Source organism: Sphingomonas abietis (assembly GCF_027625475.1).
Taxonomy (GTDB): domain Bacteria; phylum Pseudomonadota; class Alphaproteobacteria; order Sphingomonadales; family Sphingomonadaceae; genus Solisphingomonas; species Solisphingomonas abietis.
Map to the genome: position 1 here is coordinate 1,937,356 of NZ_CP115174.1, position 26,150 is coordinate 1,963,505.

The following is a 26,150-nucleotide window of genomic DNA, read 5'->3' on the forward strand; positions in this document are numbered from 1 at the left end:
GCACTCGCGAGCCGCGCGGGGGCTTGCCGTTGAAAATGAGACGGACCTGGGCCTTGCAGAGCTCAGCCGTGAACGAGGCGGTTCAGGCCGAGCGCGAGCGTCAGGAGGAACACGCCCCGGAATACCAGGCTGATCCCCACCGCGACCGCCAGGAAGCTGAGCGCCGTTAATGGACCCGCGCACAGAATCGCTACTGCCAGCACCAGGTCGAGCACCCCGAGGAGCACATGCCAGGTGCGATCGGACGCGCTGCGAGACGCAACCGTGAGCTGGAAGACCCCGGCCACGAGGAACCAGAAGCCGATCAGCCAGACGATCGACAGGGCGCCTCCGAACGGATCGAACAGGGTCAGAATGCCGGCCAATGTCGCGAGGGCGCCGAATGCGATGGTCCAGCCGGCAACATGGCGCGACGACAGCGCGGCAACGATCGCCAAAATTCCGTAGGCGGTGAGCGTCACCCCGAGCAGGAAACCCGTCGCGAGACCGGTCGTCAGCGGGTTGGCCAGGGCAAAGATGCTCAGCACGATCACGGCAAGCGCATAAGCGAGAACCCATCCCCAGCCGTTTGAGGAAGCTGAAGCGCGTCGAGCGGAAGAATCTTCAAACGCCGTTGTGGCTATCCTTTCTGGTGAGCTCTGCTTTCGGTCGCAGAAGCGCGCGCGCTCGTGAACGGCCGCCGGCATGTCCCGCCTCGATATGGGCCGCCAGCGCCGCCGCCTATAGTATAGCCCAAGCCGGCGATCCTGCGGGAACTGATTTAGGATGTCGCTTCCTCCACGCTCATAATCTTTCTGCGCAGCCGACCGCAGCAGATTCGATCCTTGCTCATCGGTGCAGCCATCGCCCGAACTAGGCGGCCTCGGACGGAACGAGCACGGCCGCTCCCACGAGCTGGCCTGCGCGGAGCCTCGCCAGTGCCTCGTTTGCCCGATCGAGCGGGAAGGTCGTCGTCGTCGTGCTGACGCCGGCTTGCGCGGCGAGATCGAGGAAGGCGCGGCCGTCGGCCCGGGTGAGGTTCGCGACCGACAGGATCGACCGTTCTCCCCACAAATCATCGTAAGGGAAAGACGGGATGTCGCTCATGTGGATCCCGGCGCACACGACGCGGCCGCCCTTGTGCACCGCCTTGAGGGCGGCCGGCACCAGTGCGCCAACCGCCGCGAAGATGATTGCCGCATCCAGTGGCACGGGCGCGGCTTCATCGGACCCGCCGGCCCACGCGCATCCGAGCGAGCGCGCGAAGTCCTGCGCGGCCGTGTCGCCGGGGCGGGTGAAGGCGAACGCCTCGCGCCCCTGCCACCGGGCGACCTGCGCCACAATATGCGCCGATGCCCCAAAGCCGTAGAGCCCGATGCGCCGGCCCTCACCCGCCATGACGAGCGAGCGGTGACCGATCAGTCCGGCGCACAGCAAGGGTGCCGCCTCGACATCGCCGAACATTGCGGGGATCGCCAGGCAGAAGCGCGCATCCGCGATCACGTGTGTGGCGTAGCCGCCGTCGCGCGTAGCGCCGGTGAACAGCGGGTAGTCGCAGAGATTCTCTTGACCGGCGCGGCAATAAGGGCAGGTGCCACAGGTTCCGCCTAGCCACGGCACGCCGACGCGGTCGCCGATCGCCAGTTCCGCGACGCCGGTGCCAAGCGCCTCGATGCGGCCGACGATTTCATGGCCGGGTACGATCGGCAGCGTCGCGGCCACCTCACCGTCGACCACGTGGAGATCGGTACGGCAGACACCACATGCGGCGACACGGATCAGCACCTCGCCGGGTCCAGGCTCCGGAACCGCTCGCGTCACGCGACGGAGTGGTGTTCCAACCGCGTCGAGTTGCATGACATGGTAATGCGCCATTCCTCACTCTGCCTTTCAGCTTGTCTTATCGATCACGTTGCTCCCGGCGCCGCCGCCCGCTCAATGATCGGCTGATGAGCGAAGCTTCGGCTCGCCGGAAACGCCTCGAACCTTGGCCGGGCGGCGGGCCACGCGGACACGCAGGCAATTCCTGCCCGGGTGGCCACCGGATCTTTAATCGTTCCGGTCACATCGTGCCTCGGTTCGACAGCACCGAAGTGCCACTGGCAGTGAATGGTGGAACGCGAACCGCCCGGCCATCCGTATAGACCCGTATTTCAAGCAACGTTCCAACCGGCGAGATGGAGGCCGAAAGGGAGATCATCGCTATGAATTTTGCAGCATCCGGTCGATCCAATCATCAGGCACGCGGCGTCGATCCTCGTGTCCTGATTGGTACCCTCGGCCTTGCACTGGTCACGCTCATTCAGAGCGCAGCGCTCTATGCTCATTCGACTTTCTGATGATTGGCGACGCGGTTCCGCTTCGCGCACTTAATCTGTTGGGAAGGACCGACCGAGGCCATCCGCCGGGCGCATGCTGACCCGTTTCCGCTCTGAACGCCTCTTGTGTCCGGGTAAAGTTCGCCCTCAACTTGGGCGTGTCGTGCGCGCGACGTTCTCAACCAGAACATGATCCTGGAGCGGCTTTTCCAGTATTGTATCGAACCCGGCCTCACGTGCCGCGCGAACGAGATCGGCTGCGTGATGCGCGGTTATCAGGATTGCCGGCTGGTGCCAGCCCTGGTCGCGCAGGCCGCGCAACACGTCGAGGCCGTCCATCTCATCCATGCGATAATCGGTGATCAGGCAGGCGGCTTCGATCGACCGCGGATCCGCGAGCATCTGCCTGCCGGTGGCATAGGCCCGCACGTCATAACCGCGGCCCCGCAACAGCAACTGCAGCGAGCGCCGCACGCCAGCATCGTCCTCCACCAGAAGGAGCTTGGTGCGTACCGCGCTGACCGCGTCGGTCTTATCGATCATGTTCCCCGCTCTATACCGTCCCTCGAAAGCGAAGGATTTGCAACACCTTGTCGGATTGCAGGCGGAGCGTCTTTACGTAGAGCTACGGATCGCGCGGCAGCCCGGCCGCGAAAGCGAGCCGAAGTACATCCGCGAAGCTGCGCACACCAAGCTTGCTCATGAGGTTGGCACGATGCACTTCGACGGTGCGCGGGCTGATATCGAGATCATAGGCGATCGTTTTGTTGGGATGTCCCCGTGCGAGCTCCTGAAGCACGTCACGCTCGCGATCGGTGAGTGCGGCGATGCGCAGCTCGGCTTCGGCGGCCTGATCAAGCCGCTTGTCGGCATTGTCGAGCCGCGCCATGGCGTTGGAGATGGCGGCTAGCAGAGCCACCTTTTCGAACGGCTTCTCGATAAAATCGACGGCGCCCCCCTTCATCGCGCGGATGGCGATCGAGACGTCGCCGTGCCCAGTTAGAACGATCACCGGCCATGTGACGCCGCGTTCGCGCAGCACGTCCTGCACCTCCAGCCCGTCCATCTCGGGCATGCGAACGTCGAGCAGGATGCAGCCAGGCTCGGCCCCTTGCATAACTTTAAGGAAGGCGACTCCCGACGCGTAGGTCTCGACCGCAAAGCCGGAGGTGCGCAGCATGAAACCAGTCGATTTGCGGATTGCCTCCTCGTCGTCGACCAGGTGGATCGTGCGTCTATCCGTCAAGGGTGTCTTCTCCTCCGGCAAGCATGAGGGTGAAATGGAACGTCGTCCCCGCCGCCGCCTGCGAGTCCGCCCAGATGCGGCCGCCATGCGCCTCGACAATGGTTCGGCAGATCGAGAGGCCGAGCCCCATCCCTTCCTGCTTGGTGCTCTGGAACGCGCGGAAGAGTTCGTTTGCGATTTCGGGGGCAAGGCCGGGACCGGTATCGGCGACGGTGACCCGCACCATCTGCGCGGATTTGAGCCCGGACGAGATCCGAAGCTGTCGCACCGGGCTGTCGACCATCGCCTCGACTGCGTTGCGCAGCAGATTGATCAGCACCTGCTGGATCTGCACGCGGTCGACCAACACCGGCGAGGCCGCAGGGTCGATCTCCAGGGCAACCGTGACCCCCTTCTCGGCGGCACCCACCAAGCCGAGCGTGCAAGCCTCCTCGATCAGGCTCGGCAAGTCCTCGATCCGTTTCTCGACCTCGCCGCGGGCAACGAAGTCGCGCAGTCGCCGGACGATCTGCCCGGCCCGCATCGCCTCGGCCGCGGCATCGCCGAGCGCCTCGCGCACCATCGCAATCGCTTCAGGGTCCGCATCGACAAGCAAGTCGCGGCTTGCCTCGACATAATTGGCGACCGCGGTGATCGGCTGGTTCAGCTCGTGTGCGAGCGTCGAGGCCATGGCCCCCATCGCGCTGACGCGAGAGACGTGGATCAGCTCCGCCTGAAGGTCGCTAAGCTGTGACTGCGTGAATTCGCGCTCGGTGAGATCGCGGATGAAGCCGGTGAATAGGCGCCTGCCGCCCCCGCTTGCCTCGCCGATCGCGAGCTCGTGCGGGAAGGTCGAGCCGTCCTTGCGCAGCCCGATGACGCGCCGGGCCTTGCCGATGATCTTTTTCTCGCCGGTCGCGAGATAGCGCCTGAGATAATCGTCATGCCGTTCGAGATCGGGTGACGGCATCAGCATGCGGACGTTCTGCCCGAGCACCTCGCGTTCCGCATAGCCGAACATGCGCTCGGCCGCGCTGCTGAACGATTGCACGATGCCGCGATCGTCGATGACGACCATCGCGTCGGGCACCGTCGCCAGAATCGAGCTCAGCTGCGCCTCGCGCGCCTCGGTCGAGCGCTCGGCAGCCCGCTCGTCGGTGATGTCGCGCAGGACCTTGCCGAAGCCGATCACCGCCCCCTCTTCGTCGCGGAAGGCCGTGATCGTCACGCTGGCGAGAAATTCGGACCCGTCCTTGCGGACGCGCCAGCCTTCTTCCTCGATTCGACCGACGGCGGCCGCGCGGGCCAGATCGTCTGCGCATTTCCCGGCTGACGCCTCCTCCTCGGGATAGAAGATCGAGCAGTGCCGACCGATCACCTCTTCCTCGGTCCAGCCCTTGATTCGCTCCGCACCCTTGTTCCAGATGACGACGTTGCCATCGGCATCGAGCATGTAGATGGCGTAGTTGGCGGCGCTGTCGATGAGCAAGCTCAGCTCCGCCGCCAGCACCTGCGCCTGAAGGCCGACATCGCCCTCGATCGGACGTTCCTTGGCCAGTCCCTTGCGCCAGCGGGCAAGATACTGGCTCAGACCTCCGAGCCGAGCGCCGGACACTATGCCCGCTTCGCCTTCCGACGCGCTGCCTGTACCGTCACGATCCATGTCGGCCCTTGCAGAGGATCATGACGGCCGAGGCAAGCCCGTTTGTGATCGGGAAGGACGAAATGGCGCGGTGCCACGTCGGATGCCGCATCGCTGCGCGCGTGCCATCTCGCGCACGCCGACCGTCTGGTGCCGCCGCGCCGGACCATGCGCAGCGCCTGCCGGAATGCCTTGGGCGAGACGCCGGTCGCGGCGATTCTGAAAAGGATCTGGCCGGCACCCGGCATCGGCACCTTGGCGTCCTCGATGACGATCGGCTTGCCGAACTCATGGACGACGGCTGCCTTCACGGTCTGCATGATCGAACTCCTTGCAGAGGGGGCGTCGTGTCAGAACGGAGCGTCGATATCGACGACGTCGATCAGCTTGTGGTTGACGAACTCCTTGATGCCGAGGCCGAGCAGTTCGCGGCCATAGCCCGAGCGGCGGACACCGCCGAACGGCAGGTCTGCCTTGACCATCGTCGGGTGGTTCACGAACACCATGCCGAACTCGTGCTCTTCACCGCTGTTGATGCCGGCCGCTTATTTACTGGATGATCTCGGCTGTGCCGCTAGCGGTCGCCATCGCGCTGGCGCCCGGGATCCCGCCGACCGATCCGGTGGCTATGCCGGCGATCGCCCAGCGTGTTTCCATCCAGAGTCGGATGATACACATCCTCGAAGGAGAATAGCTGCTCAGCGATGCCTCGGGGCTCGTCCGCCCGCTTTTAGCGATCGACGCCGCCCTGACGGGCAGTTTCTCCATACAGGATGCCGCGCTCAACTTTCTGTGGGTGGCGCTTGGCGGTATCGCCGTTGGAGCCGGAATCACCTGGATCGTTGGACGCATCAAGCTGGATCAGCCGGCGACTGTATTGCTCGAGCGTTCTCGCCGCCGTCCCGCTGGGCTGACCACAGGTTTCGTGGAAGGCAGTAGGCAGCCACTCTCGGTTGTCCGCATCCGCCGTACCATCGTCTGGGAGGTCCCCCAGTTCGCTGCTAACGGCGTTATCTTCGTGCTGCTCTGCGAGCCATCTAGACGCGGACGGGGGGTGGCTTCTTGCTCAATTGCGCGCGATCATATCGCGTATCGATGAATCGCGAGGAATACGCACCATGAGCGCACTTTACACAACCAGGGTAACGGCGATTGGGGGCCGTAGCGGCACCGTTCGGAGCGAAGACGGGGTCCTCGATCTTTCGCTTGCGATGCCGGCCGCGCTCGGTGGTAAAGGTGGCGCGACCAACCCGGAGCAGCTGTTCGCGGCGGGTTACGCGGCCTGCTTCGAGAATGCGGTGATCCACGTTACGCGCAACAAGGATGCCAGGCTCAAGGACGATGACATCGTCGTGGTCGCACAGGTGGGCATGTCCGCCAACGGCAACGGCGGTTTCGCGTTGTCCGTCGCCCTCGATGTCGCTATCTCCGGGATCGAACAGGCCGTTGCCGAAGAGGTCGTCCAGGCGGCACATGCGGTCTGCCCCTATTCGAACGCGGTGAAGGGCAATATCGACGTGGCGATCACGGTCACGACCAGCTGATGCCCGTGCTGAGGGAGCAGGACGAGGATCCGCTGCGCCTCGATCGCTAGGTCTGCTTCCCCCAATACGCCGCGCCGAACCTCCTGACGTATGGACGATTGCCCATGTCGCCAGAGCCGCCGCTGCGGCCGATGACGAATAGTAACATCCGGAAGGACCATCCATGACGCCCACCAACCGCACGATCGTGCTCGCCTCGCGCCCGCACGGCGCGCCCACTCCCGACAATTTCCGCATGGAAGAGAGACCGGTGCCGATACCCGGTGCGGGCGAACTGCTGCTGCAACTCTGCTATCTGTCGCTTGATCCCTATATGCGCGGCCGGATGAACGACGCACCCTCCTATACCCCACCGTTCGAACTCGATGCACCGCTGACCGGCGGCGCGGTGAGCCGGGTGATCGAATCCCGCAATGAAGGCTTCGCTGTCGGAGATCTCGTGCTCGGCCATCTCGGCTGGCAGGAGTATGCGCTGTCCGACGGCGCCGGGTTGACGAAGCTCGACGCTGGCATGGAGCATCCCTCCTATGCGCTTGGCGCGCTCGGCATGCCCGGCTTCACCGCCTGGCACGGCCTGCTGAAGGTCGGCGTCCCTCGCGCGGCGGACACAGTCGTCGTCGCAGGCGCCAGCGGCGCTGTCGGCTCGATCGTCGGCCAGATCGCCAGTATCAAGGGCGCGCGCGTCGTCGGCGTCGCCGGCGGCCCGGACAAATGCCGCCGGGTCGTCGGGGAGCTGGGCTTCGATGCTTGCGTGGATCATCGCGATCCGGGCTTCGCCGCGGCGCTGCTCGCGGCCTGTCCGGACGGCATTGACGTCTATTTCGAGAATGTCGGCGGTGCAGTGTTCGATGCAGTGCTGCCCTTGCTGAACGTTGGCGCACGCGTCCCGGTCTGCGGCCTGATCGCCCATTACAATGATGCCAGCTACAGCGGCGGCGGAGCGACTGACAAGGGCCCGGATCGGCTGCCGCTGGTCATGACGACGATCCTCAAGAGGCGCATCTGCGTGGAGGGCTTCATCATCTCCGATCATCAGGCGGAGCATGGCGATTTCCTGCGCGATCTCGGCGGCTGGATCGCAGCGGGGCGGGTGCGCGTGCTCGAGGACGTCGTCGACGGGCTGGAGAATGCACCGGAGGCGTTCATCGGTTTGCTCGAGGGTCGTAACAACGGCAAGCTCGTTATCCGAGCGACGCACGCGTGAACCATTATGCGGAGAAGCCTGCCATGACCGCCTACCTCGTCTTCACCCGCGAGCGCACCACTTACGCAGCAGAATGGAAGCTCTATGCCGGGAATGCCGGCGCGGCGCGGGAGGATGGGCTCCATTGCGCTTCATTATAGTCTCTGGCGGTATGACGCCTGAAGTCCACGAAATTCCGGCTGGGGCGATCTTTCTTTCCAGCCCTACGCGGAGGCGGCCGTCGGGCGGCTGATCGCTGAATTCGCCTGAGGTTGTCCATTGTCGTGATATGGCTGCCCCGCGTCGGTCATCGGGCGAGGAAGAATTGAAGCTGTCCGTAATGTGCGCTCCTTGTTCCGATGGCGTTCGCCAGCCGGGCAGGTGCGTTTGAAAATGGCGACTGACGGCAAGCGCATCGTCTACACGGCCCTGGCGGGCAATCTAGCGATCGCGGTGACCAAGTTCGTGGCGGCATTGTTGACCGGCAGTTCGTCGATGCTGACCGAAGCCATCCATTCTCTGGTGGAAACCGGCAATCAGGGGCTGCTGCTCTACGGCATGAAACGGTCGCGGCAGAAGCCCGACAATCATCCACCCGCTGGGGCATGGACGGGAACTCTATTTCTGGAGCTTCATCGTAGCCCTCCTGATCTTTGCAGGTGGCGCCGGGGTGTCGGTGTACGAGGGTATCGCGCACATCCGTTTTCCCGAGCCGATCGATCATCCCGTCGTCAACTATGTGGTCCTCGGCGCTGCCTTCCTGTTCGAGGGCGCATCCTGGCGGGTTGCCCATAGGGCATTTCGCCAGGCGCAAGGCGACATGGGCTGGTGGGAAGCCATCCGGCGGAGCAAGGATCCCGCCACCTTCGTGGTGCTGTTCGAGGACAGCGCGGCGCTGGTCGGCATCCTCATCGCGGCCTTCTTCATCGCTCTGGCCGAGGTGCAGAGCGATCCGCGTCTCGACGGCGTCGGGTCTGTGCTGATCGGCATTGTGCTCGGCGGTGTCGCGATCCTGCTGGCGCGCGAGAGCAAGGGGCTGCTGATCGGCGAACGCGCCAGTCCAGCGCTGAGCGCGGACGTCACAGCCATCGCCCAAGCGGAATCGGGGGTCTGCGCGGTCAACAAAGTCCTCACCATTCATCTGGCACCGGATCAGGTGCTGGTGACGATCAGTCTCGATTTCGAGGACGATCTCACCACCCGAAGGATCGAGGCCGCTGTGACCGCGATCGAGAGACGGGCGATGGCAGCGCATCCCGAAATCGTCAGCGTGTTCATACGGCCTCAGGCGCGTGAGGCCATCGCGCCCTGACGACTGCTCGCCTCGTGTCACCAGGTCGCGAACATGCCCACCGCCGCCAGTGCCATCACCAGCGTCGCAGCCCAGCCGACGATCTTCAGCCCGCCATGAAGGCGAAACCCGCCCATCGCATCGCCGCGCGTAGTCAGGAGCATCATCATGACCATGACGGGGACCGCGGCTACGCCGTTGACGACGGCGCTCCAGAACAGCGCCTTAATCGGGTCGATCGGCGTGAAGTTCAGGATGGCGCCAATGAGCGTCGCAACCGCGATGGTGGCGTAGAAGCCCTTCGCCCGCTTCACCTTGCGGGCCAGACCGACATGCCATCCGGCCAATTCGCCGACCGCATAGGCGGCCGAACTGCCGAGCACAGGCAGGGCGAGCATGCCGGTGCCGATGATGCCCAAGCCAAATATCAGGAAGACGAACTGGCCGGCGATTGGGCGCAGCGCCTGCGCCGCCTGCGAGGAGGTCTGGATGTCGGTCACGCCATGGGCGTTCAGGGTGGCGGCGGTGGTGAGCACGATGAACAGCGCGACCGTGTTCGAGATGGCCATGCCGATCCGCGTGTCCCAGCCGATCCGGCGGAACTCGGCCGACGCCTGATCGGGAGCGCGCTGGAGCGGGCGGGCGTGCTCGCGTTCCTTGACCTCTTCGACCTCTTCCTCGGCCTGCCAGAAGAAGAGATAGGGACTGATCGTCGTGCCGAGGATCGCGACCACCGCGGTCAGGTAGGCGGCGTTCCACTGGATGCGCGGCACGATCAGGTGATGCGCGACCGTGCCCCACGGCATGTGCACGACGAACGCCACGCCGACATAGGCGAGCAAGGTCAACGCCAGCCATTTGAGCACTGAGACATAGCGCGAATAGCGGACGAGCGCCTCGAGGAGCACCGAGATGATCGCGAACAATGCCACATAGAGAAGCATCGGGCCGCCGATCAGCAGCTGAAGCGCAGCGGCCATGGCACCGAGATCTGCGCCCAGGTTGATGACGTTGGCAATCACCAGTAGGCCGACGACGGCATAGACCAGCGGCATCGGGAAGTGCCGCTTGAAATTTCCGGCGATCCCGCGCCCGGTGACGCGGCCGATGCGCGCGCTGATCTCCTGGATGGCGCACATCAGCGGCCAGCTGAACAGCAACGTCCAGCCGAGATCGTAGCCGAATTGTGCGCCGATCTGCGAGTAGGTGGCGATGCCGCTCGGATCGTCGTCCGAGGCTCCGGTGATGAGGCCAGGCCCAAGCACCTGGAGCAACTTCGGTCGCTCGGGCTGCTTGACGGCGTCGGGAAGATTGCGCGTCAGGCCATCGTTCATTCAAATCTCCAGAGCCGGCCGAGGCACGCGAATCTCAATCGACCATAGAGCGAATGCCATAGCCGCGCCCTGACGAGCCATTGACGGCGTTCATAGCATCGGGGGACCCGGCAGCGATATCGGGATCTGGAGGACGGCCATTACCGCGGACAGGACGGTCGTCCCTATAAGAGTACCGGGGCTGCACTCAGTGTTTCGGGATCAAATTCCCGCTGCCCAAGCTCGATCTGATCCCAGTCCAGGCGGGGGTGCGAGTGAGACTCAGGGCGCCCGACAGGACCTCAGGACGTTTCCGGGGAGGGGGCGGATTCGTCCATTCCGGCTCGCGTCCCGGCACGCTTTAAGAGCGCTCAGATCATAGCTGGCACCGCTTCGCCCGCTGTGATTGAACAGCCGGAGATGGCCCGTGGACAATCGCGACGATGACGCCGTCGCGCGTGCAGAACGCGCGCGAGAAGGTAGCCCCTTTCTGAGCAATGCTGAAGCCGCACATTATATCGGGTTGCACTGGCGGACACTCGAAACCATGCGCGGGAAGGGGCATGGGCCGCGCTTTCGGCGGCATGGTCGTTTCATCCGCTATCATATCGATGACCTCGATAACTGGTCGCGTGACAGCGGCGGGACACGAGCTCCCAAGGGCGGGTCTGATGTGTAAAGATCAGCTGGTGCCGCTGCCTCGCTGGCAGCCGCGGTTGGCGCGTGAGCGCCGCGCCGACCGCCTTCGACGCCGTCCGATGCTCGCATGGGTTGGCTTCGGTCTCGCGATGCTCGGCCTCTCCGCAACGCGGGATCGGCACGCTGGGCCAACGCCCTGGCTGGCCTGGAATGCGTCCGGCAGCGCGCCGATCGGCCTCTGGCGGATCCATCCCGGGATGGGGGTCGCGGTCGGCGACATGGCGATGGTGCGGACGCCAGACGGTGTGCGCCAGTTCGCTGCCGGTCGTCATTATGTGCCTGCAGGCGTGCCGCTGCTCAAGCGTGTGGCCGCCGCCGATGGTGCTCATATCTGCGCGGTCGGACGCGATATCCTTATCGACGGACACCGCGTCGCCGTGCGTCGGGCAGTGGACCAAGAACGCCGGCCGCTGCCATGGTGGACCGGCTGCAGGCGGCTTTCTCGTGGTCAGCTATTCCTGCTGAACCGCGCGCCAGACTCGTTCGATAGCCGCTATTTCGGCCCGGTCGAACGCGGAGCAGTCATTGGGCGAGCGGTGTCCTTATGGTCGCGCTGATCGCTGCCGCGGTCTCGACTCTGCTGCTCGCGAGCGTCCCCGCGAATGCCGCTCGCGACATCCCGTATGTGTCGCTCTACGTTCCACCCGCGTCGTTTGCCGTTACGCGCTGGGGACCGCTGATAAGCCAGGCCGCAAACCGATTTAACGTTCCCGAAGCGTGGATCGCGGCCGTGATGGAGGCAGAAAGCGGCGGGCGCACCTCGCTGAACGGACGTCCGATTACCTCGCGCGCCGGGGCCATGGGGCTGATGCAACTGATGCCTCGGACGTGGGAAATGATGCGCCGGGAGCATCATCTCGGCGACGATCCTTACGATACGAATGATAATATCTTGGCCGGTGCGGCATGGTTGCGCGTCCTTGCGGACCGTTTCGGCTATCCCGGCCTCTTCGCCGCCTACAACGCTGGCCCTGCGCGTTACGCTGAGCATCTGCGCAGCGGCACGCCGTTGCCGAAAGAGACACGCCGCTATATCGCAAGCCTCACGCAGATGCCGGCGACTGCCTCGACACCGACCGAGATGCTGCCGGAGACAGGCCTATTCTTTGCGCTCGGGGACACGAAAGGCGTGCGTCAATCGCCTGTCCACAGCCCGAACGGCGGTGCGTCGAATACATCCGATGATGGGACATCGGCACCGCCCGATCGTCCATCGGGACACGCCACTCGCGTGGCGCAACCCGCAGCGCGCGCCGGCCTGTTCATATCGCTTAGCACAATGTCCGGCGGTCGCCGGTGATCGTCCCGGCGCCCGTGGAAGAGATAAAATTAGCCGGTAAACGTGAGTATCTGGCGCGGATCCTGCCGTCTCAAGTCGACCTGGCACGACGATTTTCGCGGGAGACCGAGGACTTGAGCAAGCTCCCAGGACGTCCGGAGCGGGGGATTAGAAGACGGCGACGTTGATGAGGTGGCGTTCGAGCGAAGAGACGGCGTAAGGCAAGATGAAGCAATGGCGCCATTCTGCGAATGGCGCCGATAAGCATTTGTCTGCACATCTTTTTTTTTACTCCCTTGGCGCCATGCTCTGGAGCATGGCGCCATCTGCCCCGAAAACCGCGCAAAGGTGCGGTTTCTATGGCGCCAATAGTCGCATGCGGACGGACACCCCACCTCTCGCACCGCGTCCGCGGTGGACGGATGGTGGAGGAGTAGCAAATGGTCGAGGATGACGACTTCGAGCCAAGGTTTGGCCGGATGCGCGCAGGTGGAGGGCGCCCCACCCGACGCTTCCTTCATCGCGTTCTCGCCGCGGCCAATCTGGCGCGGGGCGGGGCCGCCAGCGGGCGGGGACGCGCCGGCTTCCTCGGCAGCCGGATCGGGCGGGGCTCAGGCGTTGGACGTGTACTCGCCAGTCGCGATGCTCATGCGGCTTTTCGCCAGCGCCGCGCCATTATCAAATCGCGGATCGTAAAGCTCGGGTCGTCAAAGGCCATGAATGCTGCCCGCGCGCATATCCGCTACATTCATCGAGACGGTGTCACTCGCGAGGGCACACCGGGTCAGCTCTACACCGCGGATCGCGACAGGACGGATGCCCGTGCCTTTCTCGACCGGGCGAAGGACGACCGGCATCAGTTTCGCTTCATCGTCTCGGCTGAGGACGGTGCCCAATATGAGGATTTGAAACCGCTCACCCGCCGGCTGATGGCGCAGATGGAGCAGGACCTTGATACCAAGCTCGACTGGGTCGCTGCCGATCATTTCAACACGGGCCATCCTCATACCCACATTCTCGTGCGTGGACGCGACGATCTCGGCAAAGACCTGATCATTGCGCGGGAATATCTGACCCAGGGCATGCGTGAGCGCGCCGCCGAGTTGGTATCGCTGGATCTTGGCCCCCGCACTTACGACGAGATCGAGCAACGCTTGCGCGCTGAGGTTGGACAGGAGCGGCTAACCAGCATCGATCGGCGGCTTCTTCGAGACCTGGACGAGGAAGGGATCGTCGCTGCCATCGACCCTGATCCATTCCAGCAGAGCTTGCGTGCTGGCCGGCTGCAGAAGCTGGCGCGGCTGGGCCTGGCGGAACCTACCGGATCTGGGCGTTGGCAACTCGTCCCCGGCTTTGACGAGACGCTGAAGCGGACCGGCGAGCGGCACGACATCATTCGTACGATGCAACGCGCTTTCAATGCGCACGGCGTTGAACGGGCTGGCCTGGATTATGCGATCACCAATACTGCGACGGTGGCGCCGATCGTCGGCAAAGTCATTGAACGAGGCCTGTCGGACGAACTGAACGACCGTCATTATCTGATCATCGATGGCAGCGATGGCCGCGGTCATTATGTCGACATTGGCAACGGCGACGCGACGGGATCGGTTCCGGCGGGCGCGGTGGTGCGGATCACGCCTAAATCCATTGAAGCCCGCTCCGTCGATCGGACAGTTGCTCAGATCGCTGCCGCCCATGATGGGCGCTACAGCATTGATATCCATCTCCGGCACGATCGGAGCGCCACCCAGAACTTTGCCGAGACCCATGTCCGAAGGCTGGAGGCGATGCGTCGCCTCATGGGCAGTGTCGGGCGCGAAGCGGATGGGACGTGGATCATTGGTCCGGACCATGTCGAGAGCGCCGCCGCGTTTGAGGCCCGGCGGGCGAAGTCCGCGCCGGTGGTGGTCGATACCCTGTCGACACTGCCGCTGGATCGCCAGATTGGTGCGGACGGTGCCACGTGGCTCGATCGGGAGCTTCTCGGTGACGGCTCCCAACGGTTACGCGATGCCGGCTTCGGGCACGAGGTTCGCGCCGCGCTGGCGCGGCGGCGACAATGGTTGATCGATCAGGGACTCGCGCAAGAGGAGCAGGGCCGGACTATCTATCGTGCCAATCTATTGGCTGTTCTCACTCGGCGGGAACTAGGCCGCGTCGCCGGTCAGCTTTCGGCTGAATTGGGTCTAGCCTATGGTGAGCCGCAACCGGGCGAGCGGATCGAGGGTCTGTATCGCCGCCCAGTCGAGCTGGCGTCGGGACGCTATGCCCTGATCGAGAAGAGTCGGGAGTTTACTCTCGTCCCGTGGCGGCCGGCGCTGGACCCCCATTTGGATCGGCAGGTGTCTGGCGTGATGCGGGGCGCCAGCATCAATTGGACGATCGGGCGAGGGCGTGGAGGACCATCGATTTCCTGATGATAGGACAGCATGTGCCCTGTTGCTACGTCGGCCGATCGCGGTCCCGATCAACTGGGCGCCAGATTGCCGGCCAGTCGGTAGGACGGGAAGCCGGTGCCGAGACGCCTGCGACAGACGATCCGGATCACTCTGATCAGTAGTAAAAAAAGGTCGACCTCGCAGCCGGCCTGAGTTTTAGGAGAGGATGCCTGAAAGGCATCGATGATGCTGCACATGCGAACACGATATCGCAAGTGCAAAGTCGTTATCCGTGTGGTCCCTGCGATCGCGCGGTTTCTCAGACCATGTACGGGGCGCATTGGTCTGTGACGCGGGTTGCCGGCTTGAGGTGCGGTCGCCACCCGCCTAAGCACCGCGGGCGGGCGCCGTGGAATAGAGGCCGGTCGTTGCCGGGGGTTATCGGTGCCAAGGCTGGCCTTGAACAAGCGGGCTGCAAAGTTCCAACGCCCGCCCCACATCTCCGGTGACGCTGGCTTCGCTCGCTCGGGTGCGAATCGACAGCTGAGGCGTAGCCGACGTGGAGCCACGCGCGTTTTGCGTCTCGAGCCCAGCGCATCCGTGGAAGATCCACGGCAAGAGGCGGTGATTGTCTCCCGGACGCGGCTCGGGCCACCGATTTGGTGACGTTTGATCCAGACATCGCTGGACTGCCCGCACTTTCTTAAAAAGGGGAGTGTCGGCAATGACGCGGTGGAACCTGTCACCATCGCCTGGCCTTGTTGAAAGGCCAGTCGAGGCGATTGAACGGCTGTGCGATCCGGGGCAGTTCGCCTGGGAAATACTCAGACGGCGTCGGGACTATGAGGGGGAGCCGGTGACCACATGGCCTTTGCGCGGCGGTTCGGCACCGGTCGCGGTCGTCGAGGCGAACACGGGCAGAACTCCATGGGGATTGCGCTTTCGCGGAAGACCCGTCGCGGCCCGCCTGTTCAGCGAGGTTGTTCTGGGATGCCGATCATGATCCGCGTGTGATCCGGGCGCGGGCGGAGCCGACGCGCACCGACGACCGGTTCGCCTTCGATCTGCTGTCTCAGCCGGTGACGGCCACGCTGTTGATCGAGCCCGGGGGGGCCCAACAATTGCTCCTCGCCGAAGGCGTCCGTTCGATCCGGATTGCGCTGAACAGCGGCACCCTCCTCGAGGGGCCCGTCCGCCTCCACAACGATCTGCCGGGCGATGAACATTTGGACCGGCGTCTTCTTGCCCTTGGACGCTGGTCTGCATTCATGAAGCTCGGCCGCTTTCCCAGGCGGCTATATCCTTTGATGCGCCGAGGTAGGCGTTGGAACGATGTTGTTCGGACCGCCAATGCGATGGCGCGATATGCGTCCGCGATCGATGTCGCCGTTGATCTGATGGGACGCGACATCGTTGCGGCCGACTGGGATCACGAGTCCGACTATCTGCGCGCACGGACCCGCCGGCTCATGAATTCCACACGTCGGTTGGCTGGTGGCGGCTATCTCGATCTGTTGACAATGTAAAAGTTATTTTTTTGGAATAAATGCTCAATATTCCGTTTTGCGGCGCTTCATCAGTCGTGCGAGCATGTCCTGCATGCTGATCCGTCCTTTTCTTCCCTCGATCCAGCGCCTGATGAACTTGTCTCGATCCAAGCCCTTCGACTCGATGTCCTCGAAGATCTTCTTGAACGCTTCGATTAATAGAACGGGATCCAGATAAGCAATATCCACTCCGACTTTCTCGATGAAGTCCATGAAGGACATGATCATGATCATCGGAAATTTGGTGTCGGTGGTCTCGACGGCCAGTTCGAGCGACTGGAAGATCTCGCCGAGGATCAGGCCGAACGGGTCGCTATCGGTTGCTTCGGCGAACAGGAAGAGGCGGGGAAGAGACATCGGCCCGCGGCCAGATTCAAAATCTTCATAGGTCCGGGGCTTCATTCCCATCCGTTCCGCGAGCACTGCGGTCGTGAGAAGCCGTCGATTGCGGATCTCCTTCATCGCCTGCGGCAGGATCGTCGACCCCGCCCCGAATTCCAGCGTCGGATCCATCTACACGACCCCTGCGCAACCCCACTGAAAGGCGATGATCGGTAAAGCGGATCGAAGCCCTATAGGTACGATATAGGGCAGTCGTGATTGTCACCAACCCGTAACAAAGCCCGAATCGCATCCGGAGCGCGATTATCGTGGATGGCCCGCAGAATCCTTGCGGCAGTACCACGGGCACCGTGGGGTTCGCGGCCCTTTGGACGGCCAACACGTATTTGGGCGCGGCCCATGCGACCGAGATGCTGGACAGCTCTCAGAAACTGCAAAAGGTTGCGGTGGAGGAGGTGCACTCATGCCCGACGTGGACCATGTGAGATCGGCAGACCGGCTGTTCGAAAGGGTGCGTGAGCAGCTCGCTCAAGGGCGGTATCGTCCTGGTCAGCGCATCAATATCGCAGGCGGTGCCAGCGAATTCGGCACCAGCGCCACGCCGATGCGCGAAGCGCTATCGTACATGGTCGGTCGCGACATCATGCACGAGCGCCGTGGCGAGGGATTCTATCTTAATCTCCTCACCGCCAACGATATCGCCGTTCTCTACCAACTTCATAGGCGCTGCATAAATCTTATCCTGCGTAGCCCAATGCGGCTGGCACCGCCGCTACAGCCGATTGCGGCCGGCGGGATATGGTCTATTTTTGCCCACCTGGCGTCCCTTTGCGCCAACCGCGTTTTGTTCGATCTGCAGCGCTACCTCGATGATCGTCTTACCCTGACACGGCACGTCGAGAGGTCGCAGATTATCGGGATCGATGAGATGATAGCGGATCTATGCTGCGCCATCGACCACGTCGATAGGGTAAGCATGCGCCGAATATCGAACCAATTCCATCGGCAGTGCTTCGACAAAGTTAATGAGTTCATGCAGATAATAACAAGATGACTCTATATGACCAATATAGAACTCATATAGCTTGGATGTATCTCGAAGGCAGTTTCATATGCTCTAACCTCGTCGATTCGCGGCGAGGCTTATCGAGGAAGTGAGTCATGAAAAAGCGTAAGGACATCCAGCCCCGTATTGTCGTGCTCGGTTCGGCTCGCAAGCTGACCAAGGCGTCCGTCGCGGGGACGCGCGTCGAATCCAACATGATTTCGCTCTACAGCTGAAATCGACCGGCACCGGCTTCTGTCGGTGCCGGCTTCGTGCTGACGGATACGATCATGACATCGGCAGAACAGATGGGACCGGCTCACTCCGTGCAGCGGACGATCTATGCGGCACGCTCGGGAGATGGCTGGGTGTATCTCGATCTGGAGCAGGACGTGTACAGCTGTCTCTATCAGCCCGAGCCGGATCATGGCGGTTCGACTAATGGTGCGCCGCACCTTTTCGGGCCGAACCTGAGGGAGCCCCAAGCAGCCCGACGTGAGCAGGAGGGGGCAGTCAAGCTCGATTTGAAACCGCCGGCACCAGCTTGGCGAGATTTGGCCGGAGCCCCGATGCCATCGGTCTTCCTGCTCTTCCGGTTCTTGCGTACCTTGCCTATAGCTGCGTGGACGTTCCGAGGGCGTTCGGTGCGCCAACTCATCCAGCGCGTCAGGATGAAAGACGTCCGGCACCCGAGGTCGGCGCGCCACCATGAGATTAGCGCCGTTGTCCAGGCGTTCGAAACCTTGTGCCTGTTTCTGCCTTTTAGGCCACAATGCCTCTTCCGCTGCTATTTCCTTCTTCAGATCCTCGAACGCTACGGTCATACCGCCGATTGGGTATTCGGCGTGACACTGTTTCCGTTCGAAGCCCATTGCTGGTTAGCGCAGGGCGACGTGCTCATCGGGGAGGATGCGGCGCGGGCTGTTCAATATGAGCCGATCCTCATTTCACCGGCATCAGGGCTATGACATGCTTTGTTGCGGTTCGCTGGCAACCTGGCGAGCCAATGGCGGATTTGCGCGTGAGGCTTGTCCGAGGCCGACTCGCAGAGGATGCAAGAAGTTGGTCGATTCAAATCGACCAACCGGGATGGCTGGTGGCCGAACGAGGGCGAAGTGTCGGTCGACGTCAGCCAATGGCGGACGGCTTCACGATCGTCGGGTGCATATTCGAGCGGTCGAACGGGGCGGTGCAGGAAGCGGGAGTTTTCCCGGATCTTTCGGGAATGCGTGATTTTGAAAGACTGTGCCAGCACCTCGTCCATTCAGCCTGGGGCGCCTATGTCCTGCTGGGAAGGGGTAAGGAACGCCCGGGAGGCGTCGATGTATTCCGCGACCCGATCGGCATGCTGGATGCCTTCACCTGGCGGTCAGGCAGCGTCCGGCTGATTGGGTCGCATCCTGAACAATGGCTCGACATTTGCCCTGCCGATGACGTTGCCATCGATTGGCCCCGGATCGCGGAGCTGCTCGCGTTCCCCGGTTCGGTGGCGGAGGCGTCTGCGTTGCATGGCGTGGATGCGGTCCCCGCCGGCGTGCATATGCATATGGACACTTTTGGTGCGGGCCGCTCCCGCCGTTTCTGGTCTCCGGTTGATTATTGCCAGTCGCGTAGCGTGGATGCGTCGGCAGAGGCGCTAGCAGACGTGGTCGACAGTTGCGTCGGTCGCTGGCGAAGAAGTTACGATATGATCGCCAGCGAGGTGTCAGGTGGGCTCGATTCCGCGATCGTCGCGGCGAGTGGAGGCCGGAACGCGCCGCGCATCCAGGCAGCCTTCAACTTCTTTTCCGGCGACGCTGGCGGTGACGAGCGCTCTTATGCTCGCGCGGTATGCGAATATCTGAGCATCTCCCTGCGCGAGACGGAATGCGATGTTCGCGGCTTCAATGTCGACGACGTTTCTGACATGCCGATCGGCGTCCGCCCGGGTCTCGGAAGTGTCAGCCTGTTCCACGACCGTAAATTGGCGCGCGAGCTCTCCGAGTTTGGTGCTGACGCGATGCTGACGGGGCAGGGAGGAGATGCGGTCTTTTTCCAGCCGGCGACGCCCCTCGTGGCGTCCGATCAGGGCCTGACCCGCCTGCTGAGCTCTCCCACGACGCTCATGGATATCGCGCGCTGGACGCGTGTACCGGTCTGGCCATTGTTAAAGCAGGCCCTGAGAAGTGCCGCGGCCCATAAGGCATTTTCAGTTCCACCTAATGGGATGCCGGCGTGCATGCCCGTGAAGCCCGGCAAGCCTCATTACGACTGGTTATCAGGCGCTGAACATCTCCCCCCCGCTAAGCAGCTGCAGATCTGGGCGCTGATCAACAGTCGGGCGGCCTTTGGCCCGTCATGGTGTTCCAGCGTCGTTGAAGTCATCCATCCCTTGATGTCGCAGCCGCTCGTCGAACATGTCCTTGGGCTATCGACTCTTCAATTGACAGAGGGGCGCCGCAATCGTGGTCTTGCACGCCGTGCCTTCGCCGGGCGGCTTCCCCGAGTTGTGATCGACCGGACGGGAAAGGGGGCGCTCACCTTCCATTTCGGACGGCGGCTGGCGCGGAGCAGCCGCTTCCTGCGAAGTTTCCTGCTCGATGGTTTGCTGGCGGCGAAAGGTATAGTCGATCCTAATGCTCTTGAGGCGGTGTTGACGTCGCAGGCACTCATGCAATCCGATGTCTATTCCGAGCTCCTGACCATGATCCTGCTCGAACAATGGGTGCGCACCTGGCAGGCCCGACTTGAGGACATATCCTCGCGCTCGTGGGGATCATGCGGAAGCGCCGCTGATCGCGTGTCTCGTAGATGGGCATCGAACCAGTGAAAGGCTCGGTCGTAAAGATCGCGGATATTTCCCGGGCTTTGCACGACATGCCCTTCGCCCCAGTACGTCAGAAGTTCCGCGTCCTTGTCCTGGAGATAGAGCGCCGAGAACAATTCCTCCGCCTGCGGGACAGGCGTGACATCTCGGTCCCCAGCGACGATCATCATTGGTGTCTTGATCAGATTGGCATGGAAGATCGGGCTATTAGCGATGTAGCGGCCGGGATCAGACCACGGCGCTACGTGGAGCCCCGCTTGCCCGGTTTCCGACCATCCGGCCCAGGCAACCGCCGAAAGCCCGTATTCGGGATGAACTCGCGTGAACGGTGCAAAGGCGCCGCGCATGCTGGTTACGTCGTAGACACCGGAGGATGCGATGATCGCCTTGAAGCGATCCGTCTCGGTTGCCACGGTAGCGGCCGTAAAGCCGCCGAAACTATGGCCCCAAAGGCCCAGTCGATTGGTGTCGACCAGATCCAGCGTGGCGGTGGCATCGATCGCCGCCATGATCTGATCGGCAAACGGAAAGGCTTTTGTCGCGGATGAAGCGAGAATTGGCATGCTTGGAAGCAGCACCGCATAGCCATGGCCGACGAGCATTTGTGCATTGGCGTAGAGCCGCCCGCTGTCCGGGGCTTGGCTCGCTGGGGGCGTATTGCCGAAGACGTCTCCGGGGTAAGGGATGACGATCAACGGCGGCTTGATGCCGGCCACAGTCCGGGGCGGGAGATAGAGCCAACTCGTGAGCATCCTTCCGTCCGGCGTCTTATGGCGAACGGGGATCGTGCGGCCGGAATCGGTAACAGCAAGCCGTCTGTTGATCGTGAGAAGCGTGCGCATGCTGCCGTCAGCACGCGCATGCAGCAGGCGGGTGACGCCGTTCGGTTGCGTCTCGCGCAAGATGACGCTGGCTTGGGCAGCGCTAGCGACGACCGGCGTGGCGAGCAATGTCCCGGACAAGTCAAGGTCGCGGACGTGGCGTCCGCGTAGGACGACATGGAGATGATCGCCTTCCCGTTTCCATCCCCAGATGCCGCCCTGCCGACCGTCAAGATCGGCATGGACCTCGTCCATGCCCGTGAGCAGCGCGTGCGGCCCTTGCCCGCCAATTGTCCATGCCTCGCCACCGCCGATTGCCGTGGCGCCCCGCCGCCGATCGATGGCGATGTCGGGTAGGGCGCTCACGAAGCGCGGCGGAAGGGCCTTGCCGCGTCCGCCGACCTGATACCAGCCCGCATGATCGCCGTTCGTCCCCTGCGCATAGGCGTAGATAAGCGCATCGGCGCCAGACCAGCCGGTTCCTATCGCCTGCCAACCGCCTGCTACCCCCCTAACGATCGGCGTCAGCCCCGGCGTCGGGATCGCTCTTACGGACCGTTGCACAGGATCGGCCGACCAAAGCCTTCCAGTTGGCCATTCTTGCCCTTGCGCCCGAGCGAAAAAGGCGAGGGTTGATGACGTGGACCAGGTCAGCGAGGTCATGTTGACATCGCAGTCAGCACATGGTCGCCAGCTATGGCCTGCGAGGTCGAAGACGAGGAGACGCCGCCGTTCGATGTCGGTATCTACCGTGAGGCGTTGGCCTGGTCGGGGATGAATCGGGCTGGCAGTCTCGACAACCGCAACATGCTTCCCGTCGGGAGCCGGGTTGAGATCGGTGAACAGTCCTGTCGCGAGAGATGTGAGCCGGTCATCCAACGTATCGACCAGCACCAGGCTGTCGGGCACAGGGCGGGCGGTGAGGTCGAGGAAGTGGCCGCTTCCGACGAGCGTGACGGAGGGGTGCCCCGCACGCGTGTCGTCCCACCGTCGGGGAAGATCCGTTTCGGCGGCGCCATCAAATCGCAGATACCAGGGCAGTTGCCCTTTTGGAGCCGCGAGCAGGATGAGCTTACTGCCGGAGAGCCATGCGATGCTTTGATGATAAGGACTGTAGTCCGGCGCGACATCGAACCACCTCGTGCTGCCGCTTGCGATGTCCGTCACGCCCAGTTGCCATATTCCGGACTTTAGGCGCCCGATCGCAAGACGCTGGCCGTCGGGCGAGAAGCCGAGCGCGATCATCCCGCTCTGCTGGTCGTCAGACAGCAGCGGCTGGGCTTCATTCGGACGACCGAGATCGACCTTGAGAAGTCGTGTCCGCAATATCGCTGTTTGATATGGCGTATCGAAACGTGGTGCGTCCGCAACGGCGCCACTCCGCTCGATTACCAGCCAACGTCCCGTCGGATCGACCAGCGTCTGTCCGACCGCTTCGATGTGCAACAGATCTTCTATTCCAAAGGGACGCGTGGCGGCAGCCCTCGCGGCTCCCCAAGAGAGCGCTAGAGATAGGCAGGCCGACAATGCGGCCTTCTGAATTTTGTACGTCATGGGTTTTACCAGCGTTTGCTGAGCTGCAGGGCAATATACCGCCCCTGGGCGTCGGCGTTGGCGGCGTCATATCCTGCGCCCACGCGAGAATCGTAAAAGGGCGGAGCGCGATCGAACAAATTTTGCGCGGTCAGCGTGGCCGCAAAGCCCTTGAGCAAGCGGCTGTCCGACGTTGGCTGCCAGGAGAGGCTGAGGTCGAAGGTCGACCAGGATCCGATCCGGTTTCCGTCAAGATCGCGATAATGGTTCACATAATTCATGCCAAGCTGAGCGCCCAGGGCCCCTCTACTCCAACCGGCCGTCAGCCGGCCCTTGAGGTGCACGGGCTCGCCTGCCAGGTCGAGTTGATCGACGGAGGCGGATGTCGGCGTAAATTGCTGGCGGTAACGAAAAAGATAGCTGCCATTCGCGCCAAGATCGAAGTGGCTCGAGCCAAAGGCCAAGGCATAGCGCATGGTGAGATCAAGACCGCTGACATCCTCCTTGCCGGTGTTGACGTAGCGGGTGTCGACGACCGCACCTATCGCAGTTGCCGGATAGCTGTTGCCGGCAGTCGCAGCCGGGCTGGCGAGAAGGCTGGCTACATAGGCAAGGTCGGCGGCGCTGGTCGCGGGCGACACCCCCCTCACAAAAGGAGCGAGATCGCCATCGGTCAATGCTTCGGAAAATTGAGCGAGGGCCGGTGTGTCGATGCGGTGCTGGAACACCGTTCGAAAGACGGTCGCATTCAATTGAAAACCCGGAACGGCCTTTGGAGAGAAATCGATGCCGACGGTCCAGGAACGGGCGGTCTCCGGTTTGAGGGCCGGATTCCCGCCGGAGAGCTGGATAACCGGGACCAGCGCACCGTCGGCGCGTTCAAGTGTGGTCGTCGATATCGCTTCGCTCTCGTTCAGCTCCCGCAGATTGGGCGCGCGAAAAGACGTGCCGTAGGTTGCGCGCAGTGCCACCCCGCCGACGGGTGACCAGGTCAGTCCGAATTTCGGGTTCATCGTCGTGCCGAAATCGTCATAATGCTCGGCACGGACCGCAGCAGAAACATCGAGCGAACGAATGCCAGTCAGCGCGTTTCCAGCGCCGACCAGCGGAAGATGCAACTCCGCATAGGCGGCTTCGATAAAGCGGGATCCTCCAGTGCGCTGCAGAGGGTCGGGGAAGGCATCCTCGATGAAGTCGGTGCCGCTGGTCACAAACTGTTCCCGTCGAATATCGGCACCGGCGGCAAGTCTCACCATACCGCCGGGTAGCCGGAGCAGGGGGCCATCGGCTTGGATATTACCGCTATAGACGCGGCTGAAGATGCGGGTCACCGTATAGCCACTCCCTACGAACGACAGGATGGCCGCCGAATTGGATGACCCGTCGCCGTAGGGATTGAAGTAACCGTCGTTCGCCGTCGAGAACCCGGTTGAGGGGTCGTCGGGCGTCGTCCCCAGTGCTTCCGACAGGAAGGCGTCGTTGACGATATTATCGGTCCGCGCAAAATCGCGCTCTTGAGCCATTCCGCCATAGCCTCGAATTTGCCAGGTGTGACCGACGTCCGCTACGACGCTGCCGGATGTGGACAGAGCCTCGGCATAGCCGTGGTTGCGTGAGGCACCGAGCTCGCGACCGAAAGAATAGGCAAATAGATCGGATGAGGCGCCGTCGGGCGAGACGAACCAGGGATTCGCGGTAGTGATCGTTCCGATCGTCGCCGACGCGATGCTGGCGGCGTCGAAGGCACGGTGCGAGTAACGACCGTCGATCGAGAGGTGAATGTGATCGCTCAGGTCCTGTGACAGAACCCCATAGACGCTGTGGCGCTCCTGTCTGGGAGTGAGATCGACACCCTCACGGAAATTCTCAAGATTGACGACGCCGGCTTCGAAATCAGACGGAGACAGCGCCTTGCCGTTTTGGCCACCTGGAATCGCATAGACCGGGCCGAACGCCCCGGTGGCTGGATTTACCCCCAGGATGTTGCCGGGGAGGCTCAGATAATAGCGATGGTCGGTGCCGCCGAGCGACGTCAGATCGGCGGATCGAGCGAAACGTCGATCGGCCGAAGCGAGCGGCGTGCGTAGGTCATATTCGTAGGAGACCATGAAGCCGCCATTGCTCCACTGCTTGCCGATGGTCTGATCGATCTGCCATTCGCGGGCGCCTCCGTTGGTGACACTTCCGAACCGGGCTCGGGTCTCAGCGCCATCGAAATGATCCTTGAGGATAATGTTGACGACGCCGCCTACGGCATCGGAGCCATAGATTGCCGATGCGCCGTCCAGAAGTACTTCAACCCGGCCGACGGCACCTGTTGGGATACTTGAAACGTCGCTGAAGTCCCCCATCAGGCCGGAGCCGGCGAGACGATGACCGTTGACGAGGACCAACGTCGCATTGGCACCAAGCCCGCGCAGATTGACGCCGGTTGCCAGTGTTGCATTGGAGCCGGTGCCGTCGACGAACGCCAGCGCGCTTTGTTCTGTCGCGGTCCCGCCGAAATTGGCGGGCAGAGCGGCGAGCGCCTGTGCGACGGTACTGTAGCCGTTTCGCTCCATGTCTGCCTGCGTGAAGCTCTGGACAGGCGAGGCGCCATGGCCGCCGCCCCGGATATTGGAGCCGATCACGACGATCTCGTCCTCGACATGCGTCTCGCTTGTCTCGCCTGGCGAGCCGGGAGCGAAGACGATGGACGGGGTGGCGGCGCGGGTCTGCTGAATAGGTGGAGCGATCGTGGTACCGCCGCCGACGACGGGGAGGTGCGATATGGGTGTCACGGCATTGAGAATGAGCAGGTGCGGATTGAGGCGGCGCGATCGAAGGTTGGTCCCCCGGAGCAATATCTCCAACGCTTCGTCTGCCGTAAAGCGTCCGCGAAGTGTCGGGACCTCGCGATGCGCGACAATCTCCGCCGAATAGACGAGTTGCTGGCCGGTCATGGCGGCGTACGCGACAAGAGCATGCTGCAGGGTACCGCTATCGATCGAGAACGCGTAGATATGTGCCTGGGACGTAACTGCGCTGGCCATCACCGACGCTGGCAAGCTCGCTATTACCGCCATTGCAGAAAAAACGATCCGCCCGCCGTGGTTTCGCTTTGTAATTCGATCCGTGCCCATCGTTCTTGGTCCCCCAGACCTCGCCATGTCGGCGAAGGATGGAATGCCGCTGTCAGCATCCCTGCGTGGTGGAGCGGACG

Annotated in this window: 23 protein-coding genes and 2 pseudogenes; 13 read left to right on the top strand and 12 right to left on the bottom strand. The window is 62.9% G+C overall.

All coding sequences use genetic code 11. The features are described 5' to 3' along the window. Positions 1 to 62: 62 nt before the first annotated feature. The 7 genes from PBT88_RS09385 to PBT88_RS09415 all read right to left on the bottom strand — a co-directional run bounded on the left by PBT88_RS09385 (position 63) and on the right by PBT88_RS09415 (position 5,670). On the bottom strand, positions 63 to 686 hold the full coding sequence (locus PBT88_RS09385) for an HdeD family acid-resistance protein (RefSeq protein ID WP_270078915.1): 624 nt from the start codon (positions 684 to 686) through the stop codon (positions 63 to 65). A 166-nt stretch (positions 687 to 852) separates the two neighbouring features. Continuing rightward, on the bottom strand, positions 853 to 1,854 hold the full coding sequence (locus tag PBT88_RS09390) for a zinc-dependent alcohol dehydrogenase family protein (RefSeq protein ID WP_326521577.1): 1,002 nt from the start codon (positions 1,852 to 1,854) through the stop codon (positions 853 to 855). A gap of 590 nt (positions 1,855 to 2,444) precedes the next feature. Beyond that, positions 2,445 to 2,840 carry a response regulator transcription factor gene (locus PBT88_RS09395; protein ID WP_270078916.1) on the bottom strand — a complete coding sequence of 132 codons (396 nt, stop codon included), beginning with the start codon at positions 2,838 to 2,840 and terminating at the stop codon, positions 2,445 to 2,447. Positions 2,841 to 2,922: 82 nt separating this feature from the next. Next, positions 2,923 to 3,543, bottom strand: coding sequence for a response regulator transcription factor (locus PBT88_RS09400; protein ID WP_270078917.1), 621 nt, complete (start codon positions 3,541 to 3,543; stop codon positions 2,923 to 2,925). Then, positions 3,533 to 5,185, bottom strand: a complete 1,653-nt coding sequence (locus PBT88_RS09405) for a PAS domain-containing sensor histidine kinase (protein WP_270078918.1) — start codon at positions 5,183 to 5,185, stop codon at positions 3,533 to 3,535. The genes PBT88_RS09400 and PBT88_RS09405 overlap by 11 nt, the downstream gene beginning before the upstream one ends. Then, complete coding sequence (locus tag PBT88_RS21175) at positions 5,137 to 5,484, bottom strand: hypothetical protein (RefSeq protein ID WP_407696534.1); 348 nt, start codon at positions 5,482 to 5,484, stop codon at positions 5,137 to 5,139. The genes PBT88_RS09405 and PBT88_RS21175 overlap by 49 nt, the downstream gene beginning before the upstream one ends. 30 nt (positions 5,485 to 5,514) lie before the next feature. Continuing rightward, positions 5,515 to 5,670 (bottom strand): aldehyde dehydrogenase family protein, encoded by a 156-nt coding sequence (locus tag PBT88_RS09415; RefSeq protein WP_270078919.1) that lies wholly within the window; start codon positions 5,668 to 5,670, stop codon positions 5,515 to 5,517. A gap of 612 nt (positions 5,671 to 6,282) precedes the next feature. On the opposite strand from PBT88_RS09415, the gene PBT88_RS09420 reads away from it, so the two are divergent. From PBT88_RS09420 to PBT88_RS09430, 4 genes and pseudogenes are all read left to right on the top strand, one after another. Further along, complete coding sequence (locus tag PBT88_RS09420; RefSeq protein ID WP_270078920.1) at positions 6,283 to 6,708, top strand: organic hydroperoxide resistance protein; 426 nt, start codon at positions 6,283 to 6,285, stop codon at positions 6,706 to 6,708. 163 nt (positions 6,709 to 6,871) lie between these two features. Further along, a complete protein-coding gene (locus PBT88_RS09425) occupies positions 6,872 to 7,912 on the top strand; it encodes an NADP-dependent oxidoreductase (RefSeq protein WP_270078921.1) in 1,041 nt (346 codons plus the stop codon). A gap of 372 nt (positions 7,913 to 8,284) precedes the next feature. Further along, positions 8,285 to 8,404 (top strand): annotated as a pseudogene (locus tag PBT88_RS21060) (cation diffusion facilitator family transporter); the annotation flags it as partial. 121 nt (positions 8,405 to 8,525) lie between these two features. Next, entirely contained in the window at positions 8,526 to 9,203 is a 678-nt protein-coding gene (locus PBT88_RS09430) for a cation diffusion facilitator family transporter (protein ID WP_326521585.1), read from the top strand. A 17-nt stretch (positions 9,204 to 9,220) separates the two neighbouring features. On the opposite strand, the gene PBT88_RS09435 is transcribed toward PBT88_RS09430, so the two are convergent. Beyond that, positions 9,221 to 10,516, bottom strand: a complete 1,296-nt coding sequence (locus PBT88_RS09435) for an NRAMP family divalent metal transporter (protein ID WP_270078922.1) — start codon at positions 10,514 to 10,516, stop codon at positions 9,221 to 9,223. Between the two features lie 526 nt (positions 10,517 to 11,042). On the opposite strand from PBT88_RS09435, the gene PBT88_RS21065 reads away from it, so the two are divergent. From PBT88_RS21065 to rlxS, 4 genes are all read left to right on the top strand, one after another. Then, the gene (locus PBT88_RS21065; RefSeq protein ID WP_326521586.1) at positions 11,043 to 11,174 is read left to right on the top strand and encodes a hypothetical protein; all 132 of its coding nucleotides are present in this window, start codon (positions 11,043 to 11,045) and stop codon (positions 11,172 to 11,174) included. Then, entirely contained in the window at positions 11,167 to 11,751 is a 585-nt protein-coding gene (locus PBT88_RS09445; RefSeq protein ID WP_326521587.1) for a S26 family signal peptidase, read from the top strand. Before PBT88_RS21065 ends, PBT88_RS09445 begins: the two co-directional genes overlap by 8 nt. Further along, the gene (locus PBT88_RS09450; protein WP_270078925.1) at positions 11,739 to 12,494 is read left to right on the top strand and encodes a lytic transglycosylase domain-containing protein; all 756 of its coding nucleotides are present in this window, start codon (positions 11,739 to 11,741) and stop codon (positions 12,492 to 12,494) included. The genes PBT88_RS09445 and PBT88_RS09450 overlap by 13 nt, the downstream gene beginning before the upstream one ends. Before the next feature lie 419 nt (positions 12,495 to 12,913). Beyond that, positions 12,914 to 14,893, top strand: a complete 1,980-nt coding sequence (gene rlxS, locus PBT88_RS09455) for a relaxase/mobilization nuclease RlxS (protein ID WP_270078926.1) — start codon at positions 12,914 to 12,916, stop codon at positions 14,891 to 14,893. Positions 14,894 to 14,943: 50 nt separating this feature from the next. On the opposite strand, the gene PBT88_RS09460 is transcribed toward rlxS, so the two are convergent. Next, complete coding sequence (locus tag PBT88_RS09460; protein WP_270078927.1) at positions 14,944 to 15,111, bottom strand: hypothetical protein; 168 nt, start codon at positions 15,109 to 15,111, stop codon at positions 14,944 to 14,946. A gap of 467 nt (positions 15,112 to 15,578) precedes the next feature. Here PBT88_RS09460 and PBT88_RS21180 point away from each other — a divergent pair, with 467 nt between their 5' ends. Beyond that, positions 15,579 to 15,857: a transcriptional regulator domain-containing protein gene (locus tag PBT88_RS21180; protein ID WP_407696535.1), complete on the top strand. Its 279-nt coding sequence runs from the start codon at positions 15,579 to 15,581 to the stop codon at positions 15,855 to 15,857. After that, a complete protein-coding gene (locus PBT88_RS09465; protein ID WP_270078928.1) occupies positions 15,835 to 16,380 on the top strand; it encodes a DNA -binding domain-containing protein in 546 nt (181 codons plus the stop codon). Before PBT88_RS21180 ends, PBT88_RS09465 begins: the two co-directional genes overlap by 23 nt. A gap of 24 nt (positions 16,381 to 16,404) precedes the next feature. Here the strand turns inward: PBT88_RS09465 and PBT88_RS09470 are convergent, their stop codons facing one another. Further along, entirely contained in the window at positions 16,405 to 16,914 is a 510-nt protein-coding gene (locus tag PBT88_RS09470) for a helix-turn-helix domain-containing protein (RefSeq protein WP_270078929.1), read from the bottom strand. Positions 16,915 to 17,206: 292 nt separating this feature from the next. On the opposite strand from PBT88_RS09470, the gene PBT88_RS09475 reads away from it, so the two are divergent. The 3 genes from PBT88_RS09475 to PBT88_RS21070 all read left to right on the top strand — a co-directional run bounded on the left by PBT88_RS09475 (position 17,207) and on the right by PBT88_RS21070 (position 20,597). Beyond that, on the top strand, positions 17,207 to 17,797 hold the full coding sequence (locus PBT88_RS09475) for a GntR family transcriptional regulator (RefSeq protein WP_270078930.1): 591 nt from the start codon (positions 17,207 to 17,209) through the stop codon (positions 17,795 to 17,797). Positions 17,798 to 18,078: 281 nt separating this feature from the next. Further along, positions 18,079 to 18,756 carry a lasso peptide biosynthesis B2 protein gene (locus PBT88_RS09480; protein ID WP_270078931.1) on the top strand — a complete coding sequence of 226 codons (678 nt, stop codon included), beginning with the start codon at positions 18,079 to 18,081 and terminating at the stop codon, positions 18,754 to 18,756. Between the two features lie 167 nt (positions 18,757 to 18,923). Next, positions 18,924 to 20,597 carry an asparagine synthase C-terminal domain-containing protein gene (locus tag PBT88_RS21070; RefSeq protein ID WP_326521578.1) on the top strand — a complete coding sequence of 558 codons (1,674 nt, stop codon included), beginning with the start codon at positions 18,924 to 18,926 and terminating at the stop codon, positions 20,595 to 20,597. A gap of 35 nt (positions 20,598 to 20,632) precedes the next feature. Here PBT88_RS21070 and PBT88_RS09490 read toward each other — a convergent pair. Together PBT88_RS09490 and PBT88_RS09495 are read right to left on the bottom strand one after the other, a co-directional pair. Continuing rightward, positions 20,633 to 22,969, bottom strand: a pseudogene (locus PBT88_RS09490) (alpha/beta hydrolase family protein); the annotation flags it as partial. Between the two features lie 5 nt (positions 22,970 to 22,974). Beyond that, positions 22,975 to 26,070, bottom strand: a complete 3,096-nt coding sequence (locus tag PBT88_RS09495) for a TonB-dependent receptor (protein ID WP_270078933.1) — start codon at positions 26,068 to 26,070, stop codon at positions 22,975 to 22,977. Between the last annotated feature and the right edge of the window lie 80 nt (positions 26,071 to 26,150).

Coding starts and splice junctions, on each gene's coding strand:
- PBT88_RS09385 (WP_270078915.1), bottom strand. CDS start 686: ATGCCGGCGGCCGTTCACGAGCGCGCGCGCTTCTGCGACCGAAAGCAG.
- PBT88_RS09390 (WP_326521577.1), bottom strand. CDS start 1,854: ATGGCGCATTACCATGTCATGCAACTCGACGCGGTTGGAACACCACTC.
- PBT88_RS09395 (WP_270078916.1), bottom strand. CDS start 2,840: ATGATCGATAAGACCGACGCGGTCAGCGCGGTACGCACCAAGCTCCTT.
- PBT88_RS09405 (WP_270078918.1), bottom strand. CDS start 5,185: ATGGATCGTGACGGTACAGGCAGCGCGTCGGAAGGCGAAGCGGGCATA.
- PBT88_RS21175 (WP_407696534.1), bottom strand. CDS start 5,484: ATGCAGACCGTGAAGGCAGCCGTCGTCCATGAGTTCGGCAAGCCGATC.
- PBT88_RS09415 (WP_270078919.1), bottom strand. CDS start 5,670: ATGGTGTTCGTGAACCACCCGACGATGGTCAAGGCAGACCTGCCGTTC.
- PBT88_RS09420 (WP_270078920.1), top strand. CDS start 6,283: ATGAGCGCACTTTACACAACCAGGGTAACGGCGATTGGGGGCCGTAGC.
- PBT88_RS09425 (WP_270078921.1), top strand. CDS start 6,872: ATGACGCCCACCAACCGCACGATCGTGCTCGCCTCGCGCCCGCACGGC.
- PBT88_RS09435 (WP_270078922.1), bottom strand. CDS start 10,516: ATGAACGATGGCCTGACGCGCAATCTTCCCGACGCCGTCAAGCAGCCC.
- PBT88_RS21065 (WP_326521586.1), top strand. CDS start 11,043: ATGCGCGGGAAGGGGCATGGGCCGCGCTTTCGGCGGCATGGTCGTTTC.
- PBT88_RS09445 (WP_326521587.1), top strand. CDS start 11,167: ATGTGTAAAGATCAGCTGGTGCCGCTGCCTCGCTGGCAGCCGCGGTTG.
- PBT88_RS09450 (WP_270078925.1), top strand. CDS start 11,739: ATGGTCGCGCTGATCGCTGCCGCGGTCTCGACTCTGCTGCTCGCGAGC.
- rlxS (WP_270078926.1), top strand. CDS start 12,914: ATGGTCGAGGATGACGACTTCGAGCCAAGGTTTGGCCGGATGCGCGCA.
- PBT88_RS09460 (WP_270078927.1), bottom strand. CDS start 15,111: ATGTGCAGCATCATCGATGCCTTTCAGGCATCCTCTCCTAAAACTCAG.
- PBT88_RS21180 (WP_407696535.1), top strand. CDS start 15,579: ATGACGCGGTGGAACCTGTCACCATCGCCTGGCCTTGTTGAAAGGCCA.
- PBT88_RS09470 (WP_270078929.1), bottom strand. CDS start 16,914: ATGGATCCGACGCTGGAATTCGGGGCGGGGTCGACGATCCTGCCGCAG.
- PBT88_RS09475 (WP_270078930.1), top strand. CDS start 17,207: ATGCCCGACGTGGACCATGTGAGATCGGCAGACCGGCTGTTCGAAAGG.
- PBT88_RS09480 (WP_270078931.1), top strand. CDS start 18,079: ATGACATCGGCAGAACAGATGGGACCGGCTCACTCCGTGCAGCGGACG.
- PBT88_RS21070 (WP_326521578.1), top strand. CDS start 18,924: ATGGCGGACGGCTTCACGATCGTCGGGTGCATATTCGAGCGGTCGAAC.
- PBT88_RS09495 (WP_270078933.1), bottom strand. CDS start 26,070: ATGGGCACGGATCGAATTACAAAGCGAAACCACGGCGGGCGGATCGTT.